The organism is Burkholderia sp. KL41 (assembly GCF_057005415.2).
This window is the reverse complement of the sequence record NZ_CM174446.1, coordinates 69,511-92,245: the sequence shown is the minus strand read 5'-3', so window position 1 is coordinate 92,245 and position 22,735 is coordinate 69,511. Positions and strand designations below refer to the sequence as shown.

Below are 22,735 nucleotides of genomic sequence, written 5' to 3'. Positions count from 1 at the left end.
ATGCGCGCGCGCCCTCCCCGTTCATTGCCTGCCGCCCGTGCTGCCGGTCACGCACGGGCACGCGGCCGCCAGCGCGGCGCGGCGATCATCACCGCGCTGCTCGTCGTCGCGCTGTCGGCGATCCTCGTCTCGGGGATGCTGTGGCGCCAGCAGGTGCAGATCCGCCGCATCGAGAACCAGCGCGAGATCGCGCAGGCGCAGTGGGTCGCGCGCGGCGCGCTCGACTGGACGCGGATGATCCTGCGCTCCGAAGGCGATACGGCGCCCGGCATCACGTACCTCGGCGGCATCTGGGGCGTGCCGATCGCGAAGACGAAACTGTCGGACTTCCTCGGGCGGATCGGCGCGCCCAACGACACCGGCGGCGAAGACACCTATATCTCCGGCTCGATCGAGGACGCCCAGGCGAAGTTCAACCTGCGCAACCTCGTGGCGTCGCCGGCGCCCGGCGTGCTGCAGTTGAACGTCACGCAGGTCCAGGCGTTCCAGCGCCTGCTGACGACACTCGGCTACGACGGCGCGTTCGCGAAACGCGTCGCGCTGCAGGTGCGCGCGGGCCTGCTGCATTCGGCGACGCGTTTCCAGATGCCCACGCTGCCGGGCGGCGGCACGGCGCCGCCGGTCACCGCGCCGGTGGCGACCGATCAGCAGGGCGGCGGCGGCTTCACCGACGATCCCGGCATGACGGGCGGCGACCGCGGGCCCGCGCCGCTGATGATGACGGGTGTCGACAGCCTGCTCGACGTCGACGGCGTGACGCCCGAGATGGTCGCGCGGCTGCGCCCGTTCGTCACCGTGCTGCCGACCACGACGCCCGTGAACATGAACACCGCGCCGGCCGAGGTGATCGCGGCACTGATCCCGGGGATGAGCGTGTCGTCCGCGCAGGCGCTCGTGTCGCGCCGCGAGACCGTGTTTTTCCGCAACGTCGCCGATGTGCAGCTCGCGCTGCGCGGCGCCGGTGCGCCGCCGAACGTGACGCTCGACTCGAGCCTCGTCGACGTCAATTCGAGCTATTTCATCGTGCATGGCCGGATCCAGCACGAACGCGCGGAGGTGGATCGCACCTCGCTCGTGTATCGTGATCCGACCACGCACTCGACACGGGTCGTGCGCATTCGCGACCAGCTATAACGACGCCATTCGGGAGAGGAGCTCTTGTGAGCACGTTGATTGTTTCTTTGCCGCCGCGCGAGCCTGCCGTGCCGTTGCAGGAATGGCAGTGGCCCGAGCTGCCGTTCACGCTCGTCGACAAGGCCGGCCACGTGCAGCGCGCCGGCCGCGCCGCGCTGGCGCTGCTGCCGCGCGCGAATGCGACGGTGCTGATCGTCGCCGCGCGCGACGTGCTGCTGCTGGCCGCGACCGTGCCGCCGCTCAAGGGTCCGAAGCTGCGCCAGGCGCTGCCCAACATCGTCGAGGATCAGCTGATCCAGGATCCGCTCGGCTGTCACATCGCGCTCGATCCGGATGCGCTGCCCGACGGGCGCCGCGTGCTGGCCGTCGTCGATCGCGCGTGGTTCCGCACGATCTGCGAAGCGTTCACGGCGGCCGGCCACCGGCATCTGAGCGCGGTGCCCGCGACACGCTGCCTGCCGGCGCCGCACGCACCCGCCGCGCCGGCCGACGGCGAGGTCGATGTCGCGGCGGTTGCCGCGGACGCCGTCGACACGCCGCCGGCCCGCCCGGCGACGGTGGCCGCGGTGCTCGGCCTCGCGACGGCGGTCGAACCGGTGCTCGTCGAGGCCGGCGCGCTGCCGGCCGCGGCCGGTGCGCCGCGCCTCGAACTCGCGGTCGCGCGCGGTGTGCTCGGCGAAGGCTTCGCGGCGCCCGCGTCGCGCGCGGCCGGCACGCTGGCCGCGCTCGCGGGCGGCGGCGACGTCGAACTGTACGAACTCGGCGAGCCGGGCGCGGAGCCGCGGCTCGCGTCGGTCGGCCGCGCCGACGGCCCGCTGCTGCCGGGTGCCGCGCCGCTGTCGTTCGACGCATTCGCGCGGCGCGCGCTGACCGAGAAGTTCGACCTGTGCCAGTTCGAATTCGAATCGCAGCCGTGGCGCTTCGACCGCGCGACGGTGAAGCGCCTGCGCGTGCCGCTCGCACTGGCCGCGGCGACGCTCGGCGTGGCGGTGATCGGGATGAACCTGCACTGGTGGAAGCTGTCGCGCGAGCGCGATGCGCTGTCGGCGCAGATCACCGAGACGCTGCTGTCCGCATTCCCGAAGACGACGACGGTGCTCGATCCGCCCGCGCAGATGCAGCGGCAGCTCGACCAGTTGCGCGTGGCGGCCGGCGAGCTGTCGCCGAACGATTTCCTCGCGCTGTCGAGCGGGCTGTCGCGATCGATGGGTGCGCTGCCGTTGAACGGCATCGCGTCGCTCGACTATCACGACCGGCGGCTCGACGTCGGCTTCAAGCCGGAGGTCAAGGTCGATCCCGATTTCACGCAGCGCCTCGCGCGTAACGGACTGTCCGGCGAAGTCGACAGCAACACGGGCAAATGGACGATCCGGAGCCGCTCATGAAGACGGAACAACTGAACCAGACGCTGGCCCAGTTCTGGGGCGAGCGCTCGCCGCGCGAAAAAATGCTGCTCGGCTGGGGCGGCGCCGTGCTGGCGGTCGCGATCGCGTATTCGGTGCTGTGGTCGCCCGCGCAGGAAGGCCGCGCGCGGATCCAGCGCGAACTGCCGACGATGCGCCGCGAGCTTGCGCAGATGACCGCGCAGGCGAACGAGGCGAAGTCGCTGGCGGCCGCCGCGCAAGGCGTGGCACCGACCGGCCTCGCGCTGAAGGACGCGCTGACCGCTTCGCTGTCCGATCACGGGATGCAGGGTGCGCAGGTACAGATCGTCGGCAACGGCGTGCAGGTCCAGATGAAGAACGTGTCGTTCCCGGCGTGGACGCAGTGGCTCGACGATGCGCGCCGGCAGTTCAAGGTGCAGGTCGGCGAGGCGCATGCCACTGCGCTGAAGGACGACGGCCAGGTCGACCTGACGGCCGTGATGCAACCGTCGACGCAGAAATGACGCAGTGGATGACGCAAGTGGCGGTCGGCCGATGAGGCCGGGGATGAAGCGGCTCGCCACCGCATTGCCGTGGGTACTGGCGGGCGGGCTGGCGACGGCGATGACGCTCGTCGCGCTCGCGCCGGCCGCGTGGATCGCGCCGCAGTTCGCGCGCGCGACCGGCGGGCACGTGAATCTCGTCGATCCGGACGGGTCGCTGTGGCACGGTTCGGGCACGCTGATGCTCGCGCCGGGGGCCGACCAGAGCGCGGCGACGCTGCTGCCGGGCCGGGTCGAATGGACCACGGGCTTCTGGCCGCTCCTGACAGGACGCGTGCAGATGCGCATGCGGCAGACCGAGGCGATGCCGGATGCGGTCACGCTCGATGCGACGTGGCGCGGCGCGGTGCTGTCGGCGGGCACGATGGCCGTGCCGGCGTCGCTGCTCGCGGGGCTCGGCACGCCGTTCAACACGCTCGACCTGCAAGGCGACGTGCGGCTCGGCTGGAGCGACTGGCGCCTGATCGGCAACAACGCGTTCGGCCAGCTGACGGTGACCATCGACTCGATGAGTTCGCGCATCTCGCGCGTGAAGCCGCTCGGTTCGTACCGCGCGGTATTGCAGGCGAAGGGCGCGGGCGCCGATCTCGACCTGTCGACGACGCAGGGCCCGCTGTTCCTCGACGGGCACGGCAACTTCGGCCCCGGCCAGGGATCGTTCCGCGGCACCGCGCATTCGGCGCCCGAGCAGCAGGCGAACCTCGCCGGGCTGCTGAACCTGCTCGGTCATCCGATCGGGAACAACGAGGTTTCGCTGATCTTCGGCGACGCGCAGCGCTGACGCGCGCGTCGCCCTTTCCTTCCTACTTCTGCGCGAGCGGCGCGGTGGCCGACGGTGCCGAGGCCGCCGGCGCGGCCGCACCGGACGCCGGCACGGGTGCGGGCGCCGCCATGTCGCCGTTCTCGCGCGCCATCTCCGCGACGTTCCACCCGCCGCCGAGCGCCTTCACGAGCCCGACCGACGACACCATCCGCTGGCCGGCGATCGTCGCGAGCTTCTGCTGCGCGGTGAACGCGGTGGTCTGCGCGGTCAGCACGTTCAGGTAGGCGACCGTGCCGGCCTTGTACTGGTTCGTGACGATCGCGAGCGCGTGCTCGGCGCTGTCGACGGCCTGCCGCTGCACGTCGATTTCCTGCGCGAGGATGCGTTGCGACGCGAGGTTGTCCTCGACGTCCTGGAATGCGGTAAGCACCGCGAGGCGGTACGCGGCGACGTCCTGGTCGTAGGTTGCACGCGCGGCGTCGGTCTGCGCGGCGCGCAGCCCTGCGTCGAACAGCGTGGCCGCGAGCTGCGGGCCGACCGTCCAGAAACGGGCCGGCAGCGTGAACAGCTGCGACCACACCGAGCTCTGGAAACCGCCGGTGGCCGACAGCGTGAGAGTCGGGAAGAACGCCGAGATCGCGACGCCGATCTGCTCGTTCGCGGCCGCCGCACGGCGCTCGGCTGCCGCGATGTCGGGCCGGCGTTCGAGGATCGCGGACGGTACGTCGACCGGCGTGATCGGTGGCTCGGCCGCGAGCGGATTCGGCGGCAGCGAGAAGGTCGACGCCGGTTCGCCGATCAGCGTCGCGATCGCATGCTCGTACTGCGCGCGTGCGACGCCATTGTCGATCGACGCCGCCTGCGCGCTCTGCAGCTGCGTCTGCGCCTGGATCACGTCCGCGCGCGCGGCGACGCCCTGCGCGTACTGGTTCTGCGTGAGCGTCAGCGACCGCTGGTACGACTTCACGGTGTCGTCGAGCAGCTTCTGCAGCGCATCGGACGTGCGCAACTGGTAATAGGTTTGCGCGAGCAGCGCCTGCTGCGACAGCCGCGCGTTCGCGAGATCGGCCGCGGCCGCCGCTTCGCCGGCGCGCTGCGCGCTGACGGTACGGCTCACCTTGCCCCACAGGTCGGGTTCCCAGCTCGCGTCGAGGCCGACGCTGTAGCTGTTGTTGATCGAACCGGACGAACCGATGCCGAAACCCGACGACGAACCCGACGACACCGACGTGCGCGGCGTGCGGGCGCGCGAGCCCGACGCGGTCAGCCCGACGGTCGGGAAATACGCGGCACGCGCCTCGGTGACGAGCGCGCGCGCCTGCCGGTAAGCGGCCGCCGATTGCGCGATGGTCTGGTTCGATGCGTTGAGCTTGCCGATCAGCGCGTCGAGCTGCGGATCGTTGTAGACCGTCCACCACGGGCCGCGATCGGTGCGGTCGGCGGGTTGAGCGACCTTCCAGCCGGCCGGCGCTTCCTTGTATGCGGCGGGGATCGACGTGTCGGGCCGGTGATAGTCGGGCCCGACGGCGCAGCCGGCGAGCAGCACGGCCGTCGCGACGGCGACGCTCAGCGGGCGAAGGGCGCGCGGGAGGGAGGCGTACGGCATGGTGATTTTCCTGTCTGGGCGCGACGTCCGGCGAGCGGCGTCGCGCGATGCGGTCGTCGTGCCGCTGGCGGACAAATGGTAACTGACGGCGGGATAGCTGCGCAGCCCAAAGGGTACGGTGCGCGGCGACAGGAATGTGTTACCGGCGCGAGCGGCCGGTTTACCGGCCATTACGGCTCGCTGGCCGGAAGACGGGCTGGCGGTGCCGGCCGTGCGGGGCACCGCCGGGGTTCGGGACTGAACCCGGACGAAACAGTCAGGAAGGCAGGCGGAAGGCGCGCGCCGTCAGTGACAGCGCGCGGGCAGCGGGAGCGGTTCGGCGGCGGGCCGCCATGTCGACGGCTCCGTCGCGGCCGGCTGGCCCGTGCGGCGCGCACCGTCTTTCGCGTTGCGCTGCCGGCGATGATCGAACCATGCCACCCCGAGCGCCGCGAGCGAACCGCCCGGCAACACCAGCATCGTCACGTACAGCGCGATCTTCCAGCCGCGGTGCGGCCCGGAAAACACATGGTGAGCGGTATCGGTCAGGTTGCGGCGCAGCGCGCCGGCGGCATTTTTCAGGAACAGCATCGCGAACATCCTCGGGTGCCCGGCAGCGCGGGCGAATCGGTCAGAACATAGTCTCCGGCAGTGCAACATGCACGTCGTAACTGGTAGTCTCGAATAATATTGACTAAGCAATCAATTTTCAAGATACTGGGCGCGTCCAAATCCGAAACGCACTATTGCTGCGCGCGCAATCGCATGACCGGCGGCCTCTACGATCCCGAGAACATCACGCTGGAAACGAGCCTCGGCTATTACCTGTCGAAGGCGAAGCAGGCGCTCGTCGAGCGGATGGATCGCGCGCTCGAGCCGCTCGACCTCACCGCGCAGCAGATCGGCGTGATCCTGCTGCTGGCACGTGGTTATGCGCGTACACCGTTCGAGTTGTCCCGCAAGATGTCGTACGACAGCGGCTCGATGACCCGAATGCTCGACCGGCTCGAACGCAAGGGGCTGATTGCCCGCTCGCGCAGCGAGCAGGACCGCCGGATGATCGAGCTGACGCTGACCGAACGCGGCGCCGAAGCCGCCTGTGCGCTGCCGTCGCTGATCGCGACCGCGCTCAACGCGCAGCTCGACGGTTTCTCGGCCGACGAGCTTGCGACGCTCACCGGCCTGCTGCAACGCTTCATCGCCAACGGGCCCGGCACGGCCGGCTGCCCGAAACCCGACGACGAAGCGGACTGCTGATGTGCGCGGAGGCCCCCATGTCTAGGTTAAGCGTTCGCTTATTTATCTGTCTGGGCAGAAGATGACAGGGCACGCGCTCCCCTTTTTCCTTTATCCGTTCCACCCGGCCGGGCTGCGCTGCGGCGCACACCCGTGCGTTGTGCCGGCGCGTCGCGCGCGCCGCGTCTAGGAGATTTCGATGTCCGCCACCACGGCATCCGCCGCCTCCCCCGCCGCCGAACCCGCGCCGCTGTCCGGCGGCGCACTCGCGCTGCTCACCGTCGGGCTGGCGCTCGGCACCTTCATGGAAGTGCTCGACACGTCGATCGCGAACGTCGCGGTGCCGACCATCTCGGGCAGCCTCGGCGTCGCGACGAGCGAAGGCACCTGGGTGATCTCGTCGTACTCGGTCGCGTCCGCGATCGCGGTGCCGCTTACCGGCTGGCTCGCGCGGCGCGTCGGGGAGGTGCGGCTGTTCACGCTGTCGGTGCTCGCGTTCACGATCGCGTCGGCGCTGTGCGGCCTCGCGACCAACTTCGAGACGTTGATCGCGTTCCGGCTGCTGCAGGGCCTCGTGTCGGGGCCGATGGTGCCGCTGTCGCAGACGATCCTGATGCGCAGCTACCCGCCCGCGAAGCGCGGGCTCGCACTCGGGTTATGGGCGATGACGGTGATCGTTGCGCCGATCTTCGGCCCGCTGCTGGGCGGCTGGATCAGCGACAACTACACGTGGCCGTGGATCTTCTACATCAACCTGCCGATCGGCATCTTCTCGGCGACCTGCGCGTATTTCCTGCTGCGCGGCCGCGAGACGAAGACGACGAAGCAGCGGATCGACGCGATCGGCCTCGCGCTGCTCGTGATCGGCGTGTCGTGCCTGCAGATGATGCTCGACCTCGGCAAGGACCGCGACTGGTTCAACTCGACGTTCATCGTCGCGCTCGCGCTGATCGCGGTCGTGTCGCTCGCGTTCATGCTCGTGTGGGAGGCGACCGAGAAGGAGCCGGTGGTCGACCTGTCGCTCTTCAAGGACCGCAACTTCGCGCTCGGCGCGATGATCATCTCGTTCGGCTTCATGGCGTTCTTCGGCTCGGTCGTGATCTTCCCGCTGTGGCTGCAGACGGTGATGGGCTACACGGCGGGCAAGGCCGGCCTCGCGACCGCGCCGGTCGGGCTGCTCGCGCTCGTGCTGTCGCCGCTGATCGGCCGCAACATGCACCGGCTCGACCTGCGGATGGTCGCGAGCTTCGCGTTCATCGTGTTCGCCGGCGTGTCGATCTGGAACTCGACGTTTACGCTCGACGTGCCGTTCAACCATGTGATCCTGCCGCGTCTCGTGCAGGGGATCGGCGTGGCGTGCTTCTTCGTGCCGATGACGACGATCACGCTGTCGAGCATCTCCGACGAGCGGCTCGCGAGCGCGTCGGGGCTGTCGAACTTCCTGCGCACGCTGTCGGGCGCGATCGGCACCGCGGCCAGCTCGACGTTCTGGGAGAACGACGCGATCTACCACCACGCGCGGCTGTCGGAATCGGTGAGCGTGTATGCGCAGAGCACGACCGACTACCAGGGCGCGCTGTCGCAGCTCGGCATCGTCGGCCAGACGGCCAACGCGCAGCTCAACCAGCTCGTCACGCAGCAGGGCTTCATGATGGCGACCAACGACTTCTTCCTGCTGTCGGCCTTCATGTTCGGCGCACTCGCGGCGCTCGTGTGGATCACGAAGCCGAGGAAGGGGGCGGGGCCGGCGATGGGGCATTGAAATCGATGGGGCTGTCGGCGGAGGGGCTGGCCTTGCTTGATTTGCTTGATTGAACTAAGCCAACAAAATATTTGAACTTGGTTCAATTGGGGGATGCGATGCACACCTACGACATGCATGACGCGAAGACGAACCTGTCGCGTTTGATCGACGAAGCCGTTCATGCCGGCGAACCGTTCGTGATCGCGAAAGCGGGCAAGCCGCTCGTCAAGGTGGTGCCGATCGATACGCCGGATCCCGTCCGGCCGAGCCGGATCGGCTTCATGAAGGGGCAGATCCGTGTTCCGGACGATTTCGACACGATGGGGAGCGACGAAATCGGCAAGCTGTTCGAGGGTGACGCATGAAGTTGCTGCTCGATACACGCCTGCTTCTTTGGGCGGCAGCCGGTGCGGCCGAACTGCCCGCCCGCGCCGGTGCGTTCATCGAGGATCCCGCCTGTACACCGCTTTTCAGCGTCGCGAGCCTCTGGGAGATCGTCATCAAGCGTGGCCTGGATCGCGACGATTTCCAGGTGGACCCAAACGTGCTCCGTCGCAATCTCCTCGATGTCGGCTACGTGGAATTGCCGATTACGAGCGCACATGCACTTGCAGTCGAACAACTGCCGTCGATCCATCGAGATCCGTTTGACCGTCTCCTGGTCGCGCAGGCGATCTCGGAAGGCATTACGCTGTTTACGCACAACCCTACCATCGCCTGCTATCCGGGCCCGATCAGGCACGTCTGAGTGCGCCGGGCATCGCCCGGCCGTCACGCCCTCGCCCGCAACCCGCCGAACGCCAGATCGTCGCCGGGCGCGATGGGCAGCGTCGCCCGCGCGACGTCGAGCCACGCGCGCGCCGCGTGCGACAGATACCCCTTCTTCAGCCAGCCGAGCGCGATCGCCCACGTGATCTCCGGCTCGACGATCGGCCGGCACGTGAACTGGCCCGCGTCGAGCCGCCGGCAGTACGGCTCGGGCAGCAGCGCGATGCCGACCCCCGCATGCACGAGCGCGGCCATGAAATCCCAGTGGCCGCTGCGGCTCACGATCGACGGCGTGAAGCCGGCCTGCCGGCACGCGTCCAGCACCGCGTCGTGCAGCGCGAGGCTTTCCGCGTAGAACACGAACGACTCGCGCGCGAGATCCGCGAGCGGCACGGCCGCGTGATCCTCCCAGCGCGACTCGCGCGGCGCGACGAGCCACAACGGCGCGCGCACCATCGGCAGCCGCTCGAAGGTGCCGGGATCCACCGGCTCCAGCAGCCCGCCGAGTTCCAGTTCGCCCGACGTCAGCGCGGCCTCGATCATCCGCGCGCCCTGCTCGAACAGCTTCAGCTCGATGTTCGGGTAGCGCTGCTTGTACGCGGCGATGATCGGCGTGAACAGTGAGCCGCCGAGCGGCGGGATGCCGATCGTCAGCTCGCCGCGCCCGAGCGTGCCGAGATCGTTCAGCTCCGACTGCAGCTGCGCCTGTGCGGCGAGCACGTCCTGGCCGCGCTGGAACACGATCCGCCCCGCGTCGGTCAGCACCATCTGCCGACCGTCCCGCAGCAGCAGCGGCGAACCGATCTCGTCCTCGAGCGCCTTCACCATCTTGCTGATGGTCGGCTGGGTCACGAACAGCCTGTCGGCGGCCGCCGTGAAGCTCTGCTGGCGAACCACCTCGACGAAGTACCGCAGTGCGCGCAATTCCATCGATCACTCCCCAGATTGGTGCAACAAACACAATCAGAATTCCGAATTGGAATGATAAGGATAGAGACAAGTCATTTTATTTATGGTTAGGGGAAACCCTATACTCCTCCCATCAACGCAATATCTGTATGGAGCCCGCCATGACCAAGCCGACCGCTACTGCCGCCGCCCGCCCCGCCGCTTCGGGCAGCATTGCGCACACGGGCCGGATCGTGCTGCAGGCCGCCGCGCTCGGCGTGCTGTGGATGGCGGTCGACTGGGCCGTGCGCAGGATCGGGCTGCCGATTCCGTCCGGCGTGATCGGCCTCGCGGTGCTCCTCGTGCTGCTGTTCTCGGGCCGCGTCGCGCCCGCGTGGGTCAAGGACGGCGCGAACTGGCTGCTGTCCGACATGCTGCTGTTCTTCGTGCCGGCCGCCGTCGCGGCCGTGCAGTACGGCGGGTTGTTCCGCGAGGACGGCTGGCGCATCGCGCTGGTGATGCTCGCCGGCACCGCGTTCGTGATGGTCGCGGTGGCCGTCGCGGTCGACCTCGCCGCAAAGCTCGAGCGCCGGCTCGCCGCGCAGCGCGTGTTCGCCGAACGCCGCCGCGCGCGCCTCGCCACCGTGTCCGCCCACTGAGCCGGAGCCTGCCATGTTGCCGCTGCTGTCGAGCCTGTCCGCCGACCAGGTGAATACCGCGATCTCCGTCGGCTGCTTCGTGCTGACGGTCGCGCTGTATTTCGCGTCGAAGCGGCTCTACGCGTACAGGAAGACGCTGCTGTTCTCGCCGCTCGTGTTCGTGCCGGGCGTGCTGGTGCTGCTCGTGCTGCTGACCGGCATCCCGTATTCGGTCTACTTCCGCGACACGCGCTGGCTGATGTGGCTGCTCGGCCCGGCGACGATCGCGTTCGCGGTGCCGATCTACGACTATCGCGACCTGATCCGCCGCCACTGGCTGTCGCTGTCGGTCGGCGTCGCGGTCGGGATCGGCGCGGGCGTGTGCGGCTCGCTGCTGCTCGCGAAGCTGCTGCACCTGTCGCCCGAGCTGCAGCGCTCGCTGATGACGCGCTCGGTCTCGACCCCGTTCGCGCTCGCCGTCTCCGACAAGATCCATGCGCCGAAGGACCTCACCGCCCTCTTCGTGATCGCGACCGGCATCTGCGGGATGCTGCTCGGCGAGATCGTGCTCGCGCTGGTGCCGATGCGCACGCGGCTCGCGCGCGGTGCGCTGTTCGGCGCGGCCGCCCACGGCGTGGGCACCGCGAAGGCGCGCGAGATCGGCAGCGAGGAAGGCGTCGTGTCGAGCCTCACGATGATGATCGCGGGCGTCGCGATGGTGCTGATCGCGCCGCTGCTGTCGCTGTTGCCGATCTGACGTTGTCCGGGCGGGCGCCACGGCTCGCCCTCCCCACCGCTCCTCGCCTTTCCCGCCTGACGGAGCGCCGGCCCGCCGCCCCCGGCCGGTTTCCCCCGCCGTTCCTGCCCTGCATCGAGCCGCGCCGGCCGACAATCGGCTGAGATAGCCGCAAATCCCCCCTCTTTTCCGCCCATCAGGCTCGGCCCGGATGCCGAACAATGCATGCTACGAGACATCACGCACGCATCCACATGGCCTCCACGACCGCAAACCCGACCGCCGACAAGCCGGCTTCGTCCGGCAAGTTCAAGCGCATCGCGCTCATCGCCGTCATCGCGCTGGGCGCGGCGGCCGCCGCAGCCGGCGGCATGTACGTGTTCCTGAGCAAGGAAGGCGTCGGCCATGCGAGCGCGCCCGCCGAGCCGGCGCCCCTCGCCGCGCCCGTGTTCTTCCCGCTCGACCCGCTGACCGTGAACCTGCAGTCCGACGACGGCGCGCAGCACTACCTGCGTGTCGGCCTGTCGCTGAAGCTCACCGACCCGAAGGCGCAGGAGCAACTGACCGCGCGGATGCCGGAGATCCGCAGCCGGATCCTGCTCGCGCTGTCGAACAAGCATCCCGAGGATCTGGCGACGCCGGACGGCAAACGTTCGCTCGCGAAGGAACTGCGGGAACTGATCGAACAGCCGACGCAGCCGGGCAACCAGCGCGCGAAGGTCGACGACGTGCTGTTCACCGAATTCGTCGTCCAGTAACGCGGCCGCGAAAGGAGCGCGTATGGGCCACCAGGAGTTCATGTCCCAGGAGGAGGTCGATGCCCTCCTCAAGGGCGTCACGGGCGAAACCGATTCAGTCGACGAGCAGCGCGACACGTCGGGCGTCCGCCCCTACAACATCGCGACGCAGGAGCGGATCGTCCGCGGCCGGATGCCCGGCCTCGAGATCATCAACGACCGCTTCGCGCGCCTGTTGCGGATCGGCATCTTCAACTTCATGCGGCGCACGGCGGAAATCTCCGTCAGCCAGGTGAAGGTGCAGAAGTACAGCGAGTTCACCCGCAACCTGCCGATCCCGACGAACCTGAACCTCGTGCACGTGAAGCCGCTGCGCGGCACGTCGCTGTTCGTGTTCGACCCGAACCTCGTGTTCTTCGTCGTCGACAACCTGTTCGGCGGCGACGGGCGCTTCCACACGCGCGTCGAGGGCCGCGATTTCACGGCCACCGAGCAGCGGATCATCGGCAAGCTGCTGAACCTGGTGTTCGAGCACTACACGACCGCGTGGAAGAGCGTGCGGCCGCTGCAGTTCGAATTCGTGCGCTCGGAGATGCACACGCAGTTCGCGAACGTCGCGACGCCGAACGAGATCGTGATCGTCACGCAGTTCTCGATCGAGTTCGGGCCGACGGGCGGCACGCTGCACATCTGCATGCCGTACTCGATGGTCGAGCCGATCCGCGACGTGCTCGCATCGCCGATCCAGGGCGAGGCGCTCGAAGTCGACCGCCGCTGGGTGCGCGTGCTGTCGCAGCAGGTGCAGGCCGCCGAGGTCGAGCTGACCGCGAATCTCGCCGAGATCTCGTCGACCTTCGAGAAGATCCTGAACCTGCGCGCGGGCGACGTGCTGCCGCTGGAGATCGAGGACACGATCACCGCGAAGGTCGACGGCGTGCCGGTGATGGAATGCGGCTACGGAATTTTCAATGGTCAATATGCGTTGCGCGTGCAGAAGATGATCAGCGCGGGCGACTCGATGAAGGAAGGTGGATATGAGTGAGCTGAACCAGACGCCCGAGGACGACGCGCAAGCGATGGCCGACGCGGCCCTCGCGGCCTCGGCCGCCGCCGCGCAGGCGGCACCGGCCGCAGCGGAGGAAGATCCGGGCATGGACGACTGGGCCGCCGCGCTCGCCGAGCAGAACCAGCAGCCGGTGCAGCCGGGCGCGACGGGCGCCGGCGTGTTCCAGCCGCTGTCGAAGGCCGCGGCCAGCTCGACGCACAACGACATCGAGATGATCCTCGACATCCCGGTCAAGATGACCGTGGAGCTCGGCCGCACGAAGATCGCGATCCGCAACCTGCTGCAGCTCGCGCAGGGTTCGGTCGTCGAGCTGGACGGCATGGCCGGCGAGCCGATGGACGTGCTCGTGAACGGCTGCCTGATCGCCCAGGGCGAGGTGGTGGTCGTCAACGACAAGTTCGGCATCCGCCTGACCGACATCATCACGCCGGCCGAACGCATCCGGAAGCTGAATCGATGAACGTGGCGAAGCCCGGCCGCCGTGCGCGCGTCGCGGGCGCGGTGGCGGCTGTCGCGGCCATCGCGGCGTCGCTCGCGTGCGCACCGGCCGGTGCCGCCGACATGAACGCGGTGAACAACGCCGGGGCGATCGCGTCGAGCGTGACCGTCGGTTCGGCCGCGCCGACGCTGGGCATCGGCGCGGTGCTGCAGACCCTCGTCGGGCTCGCGGTCGTGATCGGTCTCGTGTTCGCGTGCGCGTGGCTCGCGCGCCGCTTCGGCTTCCAGCACGTGCGCCGCGGCGGCCCGCTGAAGGTCGTGTCGAGCGTCGCGGTCGGCGCCAAGGAAAGCGCGACGATCGTCGAGATCGGCGACACCTGGCTCGTGCTCGGCGTCGCGCCGGGCAACGTGCGGCTGCTGCATGCGCTGCCGGCCGGTTCGGCGGCGGCTGGCGCGACGACCGCCTCGACCGGCGCACCTTCCGGCGCCGCACCGTCCGAAGGCGGCCTGCCCGGCACGTTCGGCTCGCGGTTTCGTGACGCGCTCGCGGGCGAAGCCGCGAAGCGCCTCGGTCGCGGCAAGGACCGCTGACATGGCGCCGCGCCCTCTTTCCGATCCCGCATTCCGATGAAACACGCATTCCTGCATCGCGCGGCGCGCTTCGCGCCCGTGCTGATCCTCTGCCTCGCCCCCGCGCTCGCCTGCGCGCAGGCGAACGGCCTGCCCGCGTTCAACGCGAGCCCGGGCCCGCACGGCGGCACCACCTATTCGCTGAGCGTGCAGACGATGCTGCTGCTCACGATGCTGTCGTTCCTGCCGGCGATGCTGCTGATGATGACGAGCTTCACGCGCATCATCATCGTGCTGTCGCTGCTGCGCCAGGCGCTCGGCACCGCGACGACGCCGCCGAACCAGGTGCTCGTCGGCCTCGCGATGTTCCTCACCTTCTTCGTGATGTCGCCGGTGCTCGACCGGGCCTACAACGACGGCTACAAGCCGTTTTCCGACGGCTCGATGCCGATGGAGCAGGCCGTGCAGCGCGGCGTCGCGCCGTTCAAGACCTTCATGCTGAAGCAGACCCGCGAGACCGATCTCGCGCTGTTCGCGAAGATCTCGAAGGCGGCGCCGATGCAGGGCCCGGAAGACGTGCCGCTGTCGCTGCTGGTGCCCGCGTTCGTCACGAGCGAGCTGAAGACCGGCTTCCAGATCGGCTTCACGGTCTTCATCCCGTTCCTGATCATCGACATGGTCGTCGCGAGCGTGCTGATGTCGATGGGGATGATGATGGTGTCGCCGTCCACCGTGTCGCTGCCGTTCAAGCTGATGCTGTTCGTGCTGGTCGACGGCTGGCAGCTGCTGATCGGCTCGCTCGCGCAGAGCTTCACGTAAGCCGCGGAGGAAACGCACGATGACGCCCGAACAGGTGATGACCCTCGCGCACCAGGCCATGATGGTCGGCCTGCTGCTCTCCGCCCCGCTGCTGCTGGTCGCGCTCGCGGTCGGCCTCGTCGTGAGCCTGTTCCAGGCCGCGACGCAGATCAACGAAGCGACGCTGTCGTTCATCCCGAAGCTGCTCGCGGTGGCCGCGACGCTCGTGATCGCCGGCCCGTGGATGATGACGACGATGCTCGACTACCTGCGGCAGACGCTGCTGCACGTCGCGACGCTCGGCGTCGGCTGAGCCGCGCGCGCACGATCCGGCGGCGATGTTCTCGGTTACCTACGCGCAGCTCAACGGCTGGCTCACGGCGTTCCTGTGGCCGTTCGTGCGGATGCTCGCGCTCGTCGCGACCGCGCCCGTCGTGGGCCACGCATCGGTGCCCGCGCGCGTGAAGATCGGCCTGGCCGCGTTCATGGCGCTGGTCGTCGCGCCGACGCTCGGCGCGATGCCGGACGTCACCGTGTTTTCCGCGCAGGGCATCTGGATCGTCGTCACGCAGTTCCTGATCGGCGTCGCGATGGGCTTCACGATGCAGATCGTGTTCGCGGCCGTCGAGGCGGCCGGCGACTTCATCGGGTTGTCGATGGGGCTCGGCTTCGCCACCTTCTTCGATCCGCACACGAGCGGCGCGACGCCCGTGATGGGGCGGTTCCTGAACGCGGTCGCGATGCTCGCGTTCCTCGCGGTGGACGGCCACCTGCAGGTGTTCGCCGCGCTCACCGCGTCGTTCCAGTCGCTGCCGGTGTCGGCCGACCTGCTGCACGCGCCCGGCTGGCGCACGCTCGCCGCGTTCGGCACGACGGTGTTCGAGATGGGGCTGCTGCTCTCGCTGCCAGTGGTCGCGGCGCTCCTGATCACGAACCTCGCGCTCGGCATCCTGAACCGCGCGGCACCGCAGATCGGCGTGTTCCAGATCGGCTTTCCCGTCACGATGCTCGTCGGGCTGTTGCTCGTGCAGCTGATGGTGCCGAACCTCGTGCCGTTCGTGTCGCACCTGTTCGACATGGGGCTGGATGCGATGGGGCGGGTGTTGATCGGCTGGCGGTGATGCGCATCCCGCCCCCGTTGGCTGCCCGTTCCGGCCCCCCGTTGCTGGAAAACCCCTAAAGGTTCCACTGTCCCGCGAAAGGTTGCAGAAGGTTTCGCCTCCCTATACTCGTCGTGACGATGCAGCAAGCATCGCGCCAGACGAATACAACGAACGGAGACGACCCGATGCGACCCATCCTGCGCACCCTCGCCGTGGCAGCCAGCCTGAGCTGCGCGCTTGCCGCTCACCCCGCCTTCGCCGACGACGGCGGCAAGATCACGATCATGGTCGGCGGGATCGCGAAGCTCATCTACCTGCCCGCGCGGCTCACGCAGGAACTCGGCTACTTCAAGGCCGAAGGCCTCGATGTCGAGCTGCTGTCGCAGCCGGCCGGCGTCGACGCCGAGAACGAGCTGCTCGCGGGCGCCGTGCAGGGCGTCGTCGGCTTCTACGACCATACGATCGACCTGCAGAGCAAGGGCAAGGACGTGAAGGCGATCGCCGTGTTCGGCCAGGTGCCGGGTGAAGTCGAGATGGTGTCGACCAAGGCCGCGCCGACGTTCAAGTCGATGGCCGACGCGAAAGGCAAGACGCTCGGCGTGACGGGCCTCGGCTCGTCGACGAGCTTCCTCACGCAATACCTCGCGCTCGCGCACGGCGTGCCGTCGACGCAGTACACGATGCTGCCGGTCGGCGCCGACGCGAGCTTCATCGCCGCGATCAAGCAGGGCCGCATCGACGCCGGGATGACGACCGAACCGACGGTGTCCGCGCTCGAGAAGATGGGCGACGCGAAGGTGCTGGTCGACCTGCGCACGCTGGAAGGCACGCGCGCGGCGCTCGGCGGCACCTACCCGGCCGCGAGCCTGTACGTACAGTCGGCCTGGGCCGATTCGCACAAGGCTGAAGCGACCAAGCTCGCGCACGCGTTCGCGAAGACGATGCAGTTCATCCACACGCACAGCGCCGATGACATCGCCGCGAAGATGCCGGCCGACTACCAGAAGGACAAGGCGCTGTACGTGAGCGCGCTGAAGGCGTCGCTGCCGATGTTCACCGCAGACGCGAAGATGCCGGCCGACGGCCCGGCGACCGTGCTGAAGGTGCTGTCGGCGTTCAACCCGTCGGTGAAGGGCAAGCACATCGACCTGGCGCGTACCTACACGAACGATTTCGTGAACGCGAAATAAGCAGCGGCGCCGGCGGCGGCGATCCCGCCGCCGTGCGCTCCCCCGTTCCGGCCCGGTTGACCGGCCCGGCGTTGCGTCACGATGCGACGCCCTCATCACCCGCAGGACGAATGCGATGAACCAGGCAGTCTCCCCGAGCACACCGGCGATCGAGTTTCGCAACGTGTCGTGCCGCTTCATTTCGCCGGAAGGCAAGGCCACCGTCGCGCTGCGCGACTTCAGCATGAGCGTCGCGCGCGGCGAGTTCATCGCGATCGTCGGGCCGACCGGCTGCGGCAAGTCGACGACGCTGAACCTGATCACCGGGCTGCTCAAGCCCGCGTCGGGCGAAGTGCGCGTGATGGGCCGCCCGGTCGACGGGATCGATCCGCGCATCGGCTTCGTGTTCCAGGCCGACGCGGTGTTCCCGTGGCGCAACGTGATCGACAACGTCGCGGCGGGCCCGCTGTTTCGCGGCCGCTCGAAGGACGTCGCGTATGCGCAGGCCGAGGAATGGATCCGCAAGGTCGGCCTCGACAAGTTCACGAAGCACTACCCGCACCAGCTCTCAGGCGGGATGAGGAAGCGCGTCGCGCTCGCGCAGACCTTCATCAACCAGCCGGAAATCCTGCTGATGGACGAGCCGTTCTCCGCGCTCGACATGCAGACGCGCACGCTGATGCAGGACGAGCTGCTGCAGCTCTGGTCCGCGAACAAGGGCTCGGTCGTGTTCGTCACGCACGATCTCGAGGAGGCGATCGCGCTCGCCGACCGCGTGTTCGTGCTGACCGCGCGCCCCGCGACACTCAAGCGCGTGTACGAGATCGACCTGCCGCGCCCGCGCGTCACGTCGGAAATCCGCTACGACACGCGCTTCATCGAAATTTCCAAGGACATCTGGCACGACCTGCGCGAAGAAGTGCAGATCGGCTGACGCATACGCCGCACGGCAAGGACAGCAAGGACAGGAGCATGACCGACATGACGCTTCCCCCCACCGCCATTCCGGCGACGACGCTCGAGGACGAGTCGCGCGCCGCTCAAACCCGGCTGCGCCGCCGCCGGCAACTGATCATCGGCCTGCGGATCGCCGTGCTCGTCGTCGCACTCGGCGGCTGGGAACTCGCCGCGCGGCTCAAGTGGATCGATCCGTTCTTCTTCTCGCAGCCGACGCTGATCTTCGCGCAGATCCAGGACTGGTTCGTCAACGGCACGTCGCAAGGGCCGCTGCTCACGCAGGTGTGGGTGACGCTCGAGGAAACCACGATCGGCTTCCTGATCGGCTCGGTCGCCGGCGTGATCTGCGGGATCGTGCTCGGCCGCAACAAGCTGATGGCCGACGTGTTCGGCCTGTACATCCAGATCGCGAACTCGATCCCGCGCGTCGTGCTCGGCTCGATCTTCGTGATCGCGCTCGGCCTCGGGATGGCGTCGAAGATCGCGCTGGCCGTCGTGATGGTGTTCTTCGTCGTGTTCGGCAACGCGTTCCAGGGCGTGCGCGAAGCCGACCGCTACCTGATCGCGAACGCTCAGATCCTCGGCGCGTCGCGCCGGCAGATCACCACGTCGGTCGTGATCCCGTCCGCGCTCTCGTGGATTCTCGCGAGCCTGCACGTGAGCTTCGGTTTCGCGCTGGTCGGCGCGGTCGTCGGCGAATTCCTGGGTTCCAAGCAGGGCATCGGTTTGCTAATCTCCACCGCCCAGGGCGCGTTCAACGCGAGCGGCGTGTTCGCGGCGATGATCGTGCTGGCCGTGGTCGCGCTGGCCGCCGACTACCTGCTGACGTGGCTCGAGAAGCGGCTGCTGAAGTGGCGCCCCGCGGCGTTCTGAACACCGCCGGCGCACGCCTGACATGACACTTCCGACCGCGCCGGCGCTCCCGGCGCGGTTCGGCATTCCGGAGAAGGAGCGCAACAGGATGGCGCACAGCCTGCGCGGGCGATTGCTGTGGTGGCTGCTGCTGCCGCTCGCGGTGTTCGTGCTGATCGCGGGCGCGATGTCGTACGACACCGCGCGGACCACGGCCGCGCTCGTGCAGGACAGCGCGCTCGTCGCGTCCGCACGCACGATCGGCGAGGACGTCGAATGGCGCAACGGGCTGCCGGTCGCCGACGTGCCGCCGGCCGCGCTGGAGATCTTCGAGTCGCCGTCGGGCGATTCGGTGTTCTACAAGGTGATCGACGGGCACGACCGCCTGCTCGCCGGCACGCCGGCGCTCGACGTGCCCGCGCGGCACGGCGTCGAGCCGACGCTGTACGACACGTCGCTCGACGGCGTGCCGCTGCGCGCGGTGGCCTACGATCGCCAGCTGTACGACGAAGGGCAGGTCGAGACGGTCACGGTGGTCGTCGCGAAGACGACGCGCTCGCATCGCGCGATGGTCGCCACGATCTGGCGGCCGCAGCTCGTGCGCCTGTCGCTGATGCTGATGCTCGCGATGGGGCTCGTGTACCTCGGCCTCACCTTCGAGATGCGCCCGCTGATGAAGCTGAAGGACGACGTGGCCGACCGCGGGCCGATGGAGCTGGAGCCGATCCGCCCCGAGCGGCTGCAGAACGAGCTGCGGCCGATCGTCGATGCGATCAACCAGTGCATCGCGCGCCTGAACATGCACACGGCCACGCAGCGCCGCTTCATCGCGGATGCCGCGCACCAGTTGCGCACGCCGATCGCGGTGCTCGACACGCAGATCCAGTACGCGCAGCGGCGCGGGCACGACGATCCGGAGCTCGCGTCGGTGCTCGACAGCATGCAGCGCAGCAGCCGCAAGATGGCCGACGTGACCGACAAGCTGCTGCTGCTCGCGCATGCGGAGGCCACGCCGTCGACGCTGCTGACCCAGCGCGTCGATCTCGCGGCCGTCGTATCGAGCGTGCTCGAGGAAACGATCGTGCTCGCGCAGCGGCGCCATATCGATCTCGGCGCCGATCTCGGCGAGCGGCTCGACGTCGCGGGCAGCGACAGCCTGCTGACCGCGCTGGTGATGAACCTCGTCGACAACGCGGTGCGCTACACGCAGCCCGGCGGCTGCGTGACGGTGGCCGCACGCCGCGACGGCGACACGATCGTGCTCGACGTGATCGACAACGGCCCCGGCATCCCGGCCGAAGCGCGGCCGCACGTGTTCAAGCGGTTCTACCGCGTGTCGGCCGACACCGAAGGCTCGGGCCTCGGGCTCGCGATCGTCCGCGAGATCGCGCAGGCGCACGGCGGCAGCGCGTCGCTCGCGCCGGGAGCCGGCAATCGCGGTATCGTCGTGACCGTGCGGCTGCCCGCCTACGATTGAAGAGAAAGCCGTCATGAAACTCCTGCTGGTCGAAGACAACGCCGAACTCGCGCACTGGATCGTGAACCTGCTGCGCGGCGAGGACTTCGCGGTCGATTCCGTCGGCGACGGCGAGCGCGCCGACACGGTGCTGAAGACCGAACGCTACGACGCGGTGCTGCTCGACATGCGCCTGCCGGGCATCAGCGGCAAGGAAGTGCTCGCGCGCCTGCGCCGCCGCAACGACAACGTGCCGGTGCTGATGCTGACCGCGCACGGTTCGGTCGACGACAAGGTCGACTGCTTCGGCGCGGGCGCCGACGACTACGTCGTGAAGCCGTTCGAATCGCGCGAGCTGGTCGCACGGATTCGCGCGCTGATCCGCCGGCAGGCCGGCGTCGGCACGACGCAGCTCGTGTGCGGCGATCTCGTCTATGCATTCGGCACGCGCGAATTCCGCTGCGGCGAAACGGTGCTCGCGCTGCGCCGCCGCGAGCACGCGATCCTCGAGACGCTGATGCTGCAGCAGAACAAGACGGTGTCGAAGGCGCGGCTGATGGACAGCGTGTTCGCGCTCGACGACGAGCCCAGCGCCGACGCGATCGACATCTATATTCACCGGCTGCGCAAGCATCTCGCGGGCAGCACGGCCGAGATCATCACGCTGCGCGGGCTGGGTTACATCCTGCGCATGAAAAGCGCGCAGGACTGACGGGCACGCACCCGCCGCACGGAACATCGATTCGTAGCACGAAAAGTCGTTCAGGCCAGCCGGATGCCCGGCAGGCCCGCTTGCGCACGCCTGCCTGATCCGCGATGGTTGCGCGTTCGGTGTTTTCACCGATCCGATTCCTGCGTCCGGGAAAGCGTCGTGAAGGATTGCACGCTCTACGATGCTACGCGTCGGCCCTCTCGCTGTGGCCGGCAAGAGTCGGCATACATTACGTACTGCAAACGACAAGATTTCAATGCGGCAGCTCGGAGGAGACGATCTTGAAACGAAAAACCCTTGCCCTTTCCATCGCGGCGGCTGGCCTGTGCGCCGGCACCCAGGCACATGCGCAGTCGAGCGTGCAGCTCTACGGCCTGATGGACCTGAGCTTTCCGACCTACCGGACCCACGCCGACGCGAACGGCAAGCACGTGATCGGGATGGGCAACGAAGGCGAGCCGTGGTTCAGCGGCAGCCGCTGGGGCCTGCGCGGCGCCGAAGACATCGGCGGCGGCACGAAGATCATCTTCCGCCTCGAAAGCGAATTCGTGGTCGCGAACGGCCAGATGGAAGACGAAGGCCAGATCTTCGACCGCGACGCGTGGGTGGGCGTCGAGGACGAGCGCTTCGGCAAGCTGACGGCCGGCTTCCAGAACACGATCGCCCGCGATGCGGCCACGATCTACGGCGATGCGTACGGCTCCGCGAGGCTGTCGACCGAGGAAGGCGGCTGGACCAACTCGAACAACTTCAAGCAGATGATCTTCTACGCGGCCGGCCCGACCGGCACGCGCTACAACAACGGCGTCGCGTGGAAGAAGCTGTTCAGCAACGGCATCTTCGCAAGCGCCGGCTACCAGTTCAGCAACTCGACCTCGTTCGCGACCGGCTCCGCGTATCAGGCCGCGCTCGGCTACAACGGCGGCCCGTTCAACGTGTCGGGCTTCTACAACCACGTGAACCACAACGGCTTCAGGAACCAGACGTTCTCGGTCGGCGGCAACTACACGTTCGACATCGTGCGCCTGAACGCCGGCTACTTCCGCTACAACGGCGACCAGGGCCCGCTCGGCCAGCGTCACGACGATTCGTGGACGGTGTCGATGAAGATCGCGCCGAAGGGCGCGCTCGACTACGAGCTCGGCTACCAGCAGATGCGCATCAAGAACGCCGCGAACAATGCGGACGGCTTCACGCCGAACGCGAACCTCGGCGCGTTCAGCCTGACCAACGGCGTCGCCAACGGCTTCAAGGAGACGATCTACGGGTCGGTGTTCTATCACCTGAGCAAGCGCACCGAGGTGTACCTGGCCGGCGACTACATGAAGCTGCACGGCGGCTACACGGTGTCGTCGACGTTCGGCGCGAAGAACCAGCTCGAACTGACGTCGGGCATCCGCACGCGTTTCTGACCTGCGGGCCGGCCATCCGGGCGGGGCTTGCGGTACCCCGCCTTTC

Annotated in this window: 26 protein-coding genes; 23 read left to right on the top strand and 3 right to left on the bottom strand. The window is 68.4% G+C overall.

Going from position 1 to position 22,735, the window contains the following annotated elements; translation table 11 throughout:
- The 4 genes from gspK to PQB87_RS00395 are packed head-to-tail and all read left to right on the top strand — an operon-like array spanning position 1 to position 3,842.
- Complete coding sequence (gene gspK, locus PQB87_RS00410; protein WP_059687955.1) at positions 1-1,134, top strand: type II secretion system minor pseudopilin GspK; 1,134 nt, start codon at positions 1-3, stop codon at positions 1,132-1,134.
- A 26-nt stretch (positions 1,135-1,160) separates the two neighbouring features.
- Positions 1,161-2,519, top strand: a complete 1,359-nt coding sequence (gene gspL / locus PQB87_RS00405) for a type II secretion system protein GspL (protein WP_153487620.1) — start codon at positions 1,161-1,163, stop codon at positions 2,517-2,519.
- A complete protein-coding gene (locus PQB87_RS00400; RefSeq protein ID WP_111941805.1) occupies positions 2,516-3,022 on the top strand; it encodes a type II secretion system protein M in 507 nt (168 codons plus the stop codon). The genes gspL and PQB87_RS00400 overlap by 4 nt, the downstream gene beginning before the upstream one ends.
- Positions 3,023-3,053: 31 nt before the next feature.
- The gene (locus PQB87_RS00395) at positions 3,054-3,842 is read left to right on the top strand and encodes a type II secretion system protein N (RefSeq protein ID WP_489242444.1); all 789 of its coding nucleotides are present in this window, start codon (positions 3,054-3,056) and stop codon (positions 3,840-3,842) included.
- 22 nt (positions 3,843-3,864) lie between these two features.
- Here the strand turns inward: PQB87_RS00395 and PQB87_RS00390 are convergent, their stop codons facing one another.
- The gene (locus tag PQB87_RS00390) at positions 3,865-5,430 is read right to left on the bottom strand and encodes an efflux transporter outer membrane subunit (RefSeq protein ID WP_489242443.1); all 1,566 of its coding nucleotides are present in this window, start codon (positions 5,428-5,430) and stop codon (positions 3,865-3,867) included.
- Positions 5,431-5,715: 285 nt separating this feature from the next.
- Positions 5,716-6,000 carry a multidrug ABC transporter ATPase gene (locus PQB87_RS00385; protein ID WP_081064836.1) on the bottom strand — a complete coding sequence of 95 codons (285 nt, stop codon included), beginning with the start codon at positions 5,998-6,000 and terminating at the stop codon, positions 5,716-5,718.
- A 174-nt stretch (positions 6,001-6,174) separates the two neighbouring features.
- On the opposite strand from PQB87_RS00385, the gene PQB87_RS00380 reads away from it, so the two are divergent.
- The 4 genes from PQB87_RS00380 (at position 6,175) to PQB87_RS00365 (ending at position 9,137) form a co-directional block, all read left to right on the top strand.
- Positions 6,175-6,666, top strand: a complete 492-nt coding sequence (locus PQB87_RS00380) for a MarR family winged helix-turn-helix transcriptional regulator (RefSeq protein WP_059687928.1) — start codon at positions 6,175-6,177, stop codon at positions 6,664-6,666.
- Positions 6,667-6,844: 178 nt separating this feature from the next.
- Positions 6,845-8,407, top strand: a complete 1,563-nt coding sequence (locus PQB87_RS00375) for a DHA2 family efflux MFS transporter permease subunit (protein WP_021162228.1) — start codon at positions 6,845-6,847, stop codon at positions 8,405-8,407.
- A gap of 98 nt (positions 8,408-8,505) precedes the next feature.
- Positions 8,506-8,754 carry a type II toxin-antitoxin system Phd/YefM family antitoxin gene (locus PQB87_RS00370; RefSeq protein WP_321898983.1) on the top strand — a complete coding sequence of 83 codons (249 nt, stop codon included), beginning with the start codon at positions 8,506-8,508 and terminating at the stop codon, positions 8,752-8,754.
- Positions 8,751-9,137, top strand: a complete 387-nt coding sequence (locus tag PQB87_RS00365) for a type II toxin-antitoxin system VapC family toxin (RefSeq protein ID WP_233345600.1) — start codon at positions 8,751-8,753, stop codon at positions 9,135-9,137. Before PQB87_RS00370 ends, PQB87_RS00365 begins: the two co-directional genes overlap by 4 nt.
- A gap of 23 nt (positions 9,138-9,160) precedes the next feature.
- Here PQB87_RS00365 and PQB87_RS00360 read toward each other — a convergent pair whose 3' ends face one another.
- On the bottom strand, positions 9,161-10,087 hold the full coding sequence (locus PQB87_RS00360) for a LysR family transcriptional regulator (RefSeq protein WP_027788749.1): 927 nt from the start codon (positions 10,085-10,087) through the stop codon (positions 9,161-9,163).
- 140 nt (positions 10,088-10,227) lie between these two features.
- Between PQB87_RS00360 and PQB87_RS00355 the strand changes: the two genes are divergently transcribed.
- From PQB87_RS00355 to PQB87_RS00285, 15 genes are all read left to right on the top strand, one after another.
- Complete coding sequence (locus PQB87_RS00355; RefSeq protein ID WP_021162231.1) at positions 10,228-10,704, top strand: CidA/LrgA family protein; 477 nt, start codon at positions 10,228-10,230, stop codon at positions 10,702-10,704.
- A gap of 13 nt (positions 10,705-10,717) precedes the next feature.
- Positions 10,718-11,440 (top strand): LrgB family protein, encoded by a 723-nt coding sequence (locus tag PQB87_RS00350; protein WP_048024005.1) that lies wholly within the window; start codon positions 10,718-10,720, stop codon positions 11,438-11,440.
- 200 nt (positions 11,441-11,640) lie between these two features.
- Positions 11,641-12,177 (top strand): flagellar basal body-associated protein FliL, encoded by a 537-nt coding sequence (gene fliL / locus PQB87_RS00345; protein ID WP_049097223.1) that lies wholly within the window; start codon positions 11,641-11,643, stop codon positions 12,175-12,177.
- Positions 12,178-12,199: 22 nt separating this feature from the next.
- Positions 12,200-13,198 (top strand): flagellar motor switch protein FliM, encoded by a 999-nt coding sequence (fliM, locus tag PQB87_RS00340; protein WP_059687930.1) that lies wholly within the window; start codon positions 12,200-12,202, stop codon positions 13,196-13,198.
- Entirely contained in the window at positions 13,191-13,682 is a 492-nt protein-coding gene (gene fliN / locus PQB87_RS00335) for a flagellar motor switch protein FliN (protein ID WP_021162235.1), read from the top strand. The genes fliM and fliN overlap by 8 nt, the downstream gene beginning before the upstream one ends.
- On the top strand, positions 13,679-14,251 hold the full coding sequence (fliO, locus tag PQB87_RS00330; protein WP_489242442.1) for a flagellar biosynthetic protein FliO: 573 nt from the start codon (positions 13,679-13,681) through the stop codon (positions 14,249-14,251). The genes fliN and fliO overlap by 4 nt, the downstream gene beginning before the upstream one ends.
- Before the next feature lie 36 nt (positions 14,252-14,287).
- Positions 14,288-15,049: a flagellar type III secretion system pore protein FliP gene (fliP, locus tag PQB87_RS00325; RefSeq protein ID WP_027788754.1), complete on the top strand. Its 762-nt coding sequence runs from the start codon at positions 14,288-14,290 to the stop codon at positions 15,047-15,049.
- 19 nt (positions 15,050-15,068) lie between these two features.
- Positions 15,069-15,341 carry a flagellar biosynthesis protein FliQ gene (gene fliQ / locus PQB87_RS00320; RefSeq protein ID WP_021162238.1) on the top strand — a complete coding sequence of 91 codons (273 nt, stop codon included), beginning with the start codon at positions 15,069-15,071 and terminating at the stop codon, positions 15,339-15,341.
- 25 nt (positions 15,342-15,366) lie between these two features.
- Positions 15,367-16,149 carry a flagellar biosynthetic protein FliR gene (fliR, locus tag PQB87_RS00315; RefSeq protein WP_060062239.1) on the top strand — a complete coding sequence of 261 codons (783 nt, stop codon included), beginning with the start codon at positions 15,367-15,369 and terminating at the stop codon, positions 16,147-16,149.
- Positions 16,150-16,316: 167 nt separating this feature from the next.
- On the top strand, positions 16,317-17,321 hold the full coding sequence (locus PQB87_RS00310) for an ABC transporter substrate-binding protein (RefSeq protein WP_233345604.1): 1,005 nt from the start codon (positions 16,317-16,319) through the stop codon (positions 17,319-17,321).
- A 115-nt stretch (positions 17,322-17,436) separates the two neighbouring features.
- Positions 17,437-18,234 carry an ABC transporter ATP-binding protein gene (locus PQB87_RS00305; RefSeq protein WP_027788757.1) on the top strand — a complete coding sequence of 266 codons (798 nt, stop codon included), beginning with the start codon at positions 17,437-17,439 and terminating at the stop codon, positions 18,232-18,234.
- Positions 18,235-18,272: 38 nt separating this feature from the next.
- A complete protein-coding gene (locus tag PQB87_RS00300) occupies positions 18,273-19,130 on the top strand; it encodes an ABC transporter permease (RefSeq protein ID WP_226219529.1) in 858 nt (285 codons plus the stop codon).
- Positions 19,131-19,218: 88 nt separating this feature from the next.
- Positions 19,219-20,586 (top strand): sensor histidine kinase, encoded by a 1,368-nt coding sequence (locus PQB87_RS00295; protein ID WP_060062388.1) that lies wholly within the window; start codon positions 19,219-19,221, stop codon positions 20,584-20,586.
- Positions 20,587-20,599: 13 nt separating this feature from the next.
- On the top strand, positions 20,600-21,277 hold the full coding sequence (locus PQB87_RS00290; RefSeq protein WP_047851516.1) for a response regulator: 678 nt from the start codon (positions 20,600-20,602) through the stop codon (positions 21,275-21,277).
- A 281-nt stretch (positions 21,278-21,558) separates the two neighbouring features.
- The gene (locus tag PQB87_RS00285) at positions 21,559-22,689 is read left to right on the top strand and encodes a porin (protein WP_059687933.1); all 1,131 of its coding nucleotides are present in this window, start codon (positions 21,559-21,561) and stop codon (positions 22,687-22,689) included.
- Positions 22,690-22,735: the final 46 nt, after the last annotated feature.

Excerpts from the sequence above, each read along its gene's own strand:
- gspK (WP_059687955.1), top strand. The coding sequence starts at position 1 with ATGCGCGCGCGCCCTCCCCGTTCATTGCCTGCCGCCCGTGCTGCCGGT.
- PQB87_RS00400 (WP_111941805.1), top strand. The coding sequence starts at position 2,516 with ATGAAGACGGAACAACTGAACCAGACGCTGGCCCAGTTCTGGGGCGAG.
- PQB87_RS00395 (WP_489242444.1), top strand. The coding sequence starts at position 3,054 with ATGAGGCCGGGGATGAAGCGGCTCGCCACCGCATTGCCGTGGGTACTG.
- PQB87_RS00390 (WP_489242443.1), bottom strand. The coding sequence starts at position 5,430 with ATGCCGTACGCCTCCCTCCCGCGCGCCCTTCGCCCGCTGAGCGTCGCC.
- PQB87_RS00385 (WP_081064836.1), bottom strand. The coding sequence starts at position 6,000 with ATGCTGTTCCTGAAAAATGCCGCCGGCGCGCTGCGCCGCAACCTGACC.
- PQB87_RS00380 (WP_059687928.1), top strand. The coding sequence starts at position 6,175 with ATGACCGGCGGCCTCTACGATCCCGAGAACATCACGCTGGAAACGAGC.
- PQB87_RS00375 (WP_021162228.1), top strand. The coding sequence starts at position 6,845 with ATGTCCGCCACCACGGCATCCGCCGCCTCCCCCGCCGCCGAACCCGCG.
- PQB87_RS00370 (WP_321898983.1), top strand. The coding sequence starts at position 8,506 with ATGCACACCTACGACATGCATGACGCGAAGACGAACCTGTCGCGTTTG.
- PQB87_RS00365 (WP_233345600.1), top strand. The coding sequence starts at position 8,751 with ATGAAGTTGCTGCTCGATACACGCCTGCTTCTTTGGGCGGCAGCCGGT.
- PQB87_RS00360 (WP_027788749.1), bottom strand. The coding sequence starts at position 10,087 with ATGGAATTGCGCGCACTGCGGTACTTCGTCGAGGTGGTTCGCCAGCAG.
- PQB87_RS00355 (WP_021162231.1), top strand. The coding sequence starts at position 10,228 with ATGACCAAGCCGACCGCTACTGCCGCCGCCCGCCCCGCCGCTTCGGGC.
- PQB87_RS00350 (WP_048024005.1), top strand. The coding sequence starts at position 10,718 with ATGTTGCCGCTGCTGTCGAGCCTGTCCGCCGACCAGGTGAATACCGCG.
- fliL (WP_049097223.1), top strand. The coding sequence starts at position 11,641 with ATGCATGCTACGAGACATCACGCACGCATCCACATGGCCTCCACGACC.
- fliM (WP_059687930.1), top strand. The coding sequence starts at position 12,200 with ATGGGCCACCAGGAGTTCATGTCCCAGGAGGAGGTCGATGCCCTCCTC.
- fliN (WP_021162235.1), top strand. The coding sequence starts at position 13,191 with ATGAGTGAGCTGAACCAGACGCCCGAGGACGACGCGCAAGCGATGGCC.
- fliO (WP_489242442.1), top strand. The coding sequence starts at position 13,679 with ATGAACGTGGCGAAGCCCGGCCGCCGTGCGCGCGTCGCGGGCGCGGTG.
- fliP (WP_027788754.1), top strand. The coding sequence starts at position 14,288 with ATGAAACACGCATTCCTGCATCGCGCGGCGCGCTTCGCGCCCGTGCTG.
- fliQ (WP_021162238.1), top strand. The coding sequence starts at position 15,069 with ATGACGCCCGAACAGGTGATGACCCTCGCGCACCAGGCCATGATGGTC.
- fliR (WP_060062239.1), top strand. The coding sequence starts at position 15,367 with ATGTTCTCGGTTACCTACGCGCAGCTCAACGGCTGGCTCACGGCGTTC.
- PQB87_RS00310 (WP_233345604.1), top strand. The coding sequence starts at position 16,317 with ATGCGACCCATCCTGCGCACCCTCGCCGTGGCAGCCAGCCTGAGCTGC.
- PQB87_RS00305 (WP_027788757.1), top strand. The coding sequence starts at position 17,437 with ATGAACCAGGCAGTCTCCCCGAGCACACCGGCGATCGAGTTTCGCAAC.
- PQB87_RS00300 (WP_226219529.1), top strand. The coding sequence starts at position 18,273 with ATGACCGACATGACGCTTCCCCCCACCGCCATTCCGGCGACGACGCTC.
- PQB87_RS00295 (WP_060062388.1), top strand. The coding sequence starts at position 19,219 with ATGGCGCACAGCCTGCGCGGGCGATTGCTGTGGTGGCTGCTGCTGCCG.
- PQB87_RS00290 (WP_047851516.1), top strand. The coding sequence starts at position 20,600 with ATGAAACTCCTGCTGGTCGAAGACAACGCCGAACTCGCGCACTGGATC.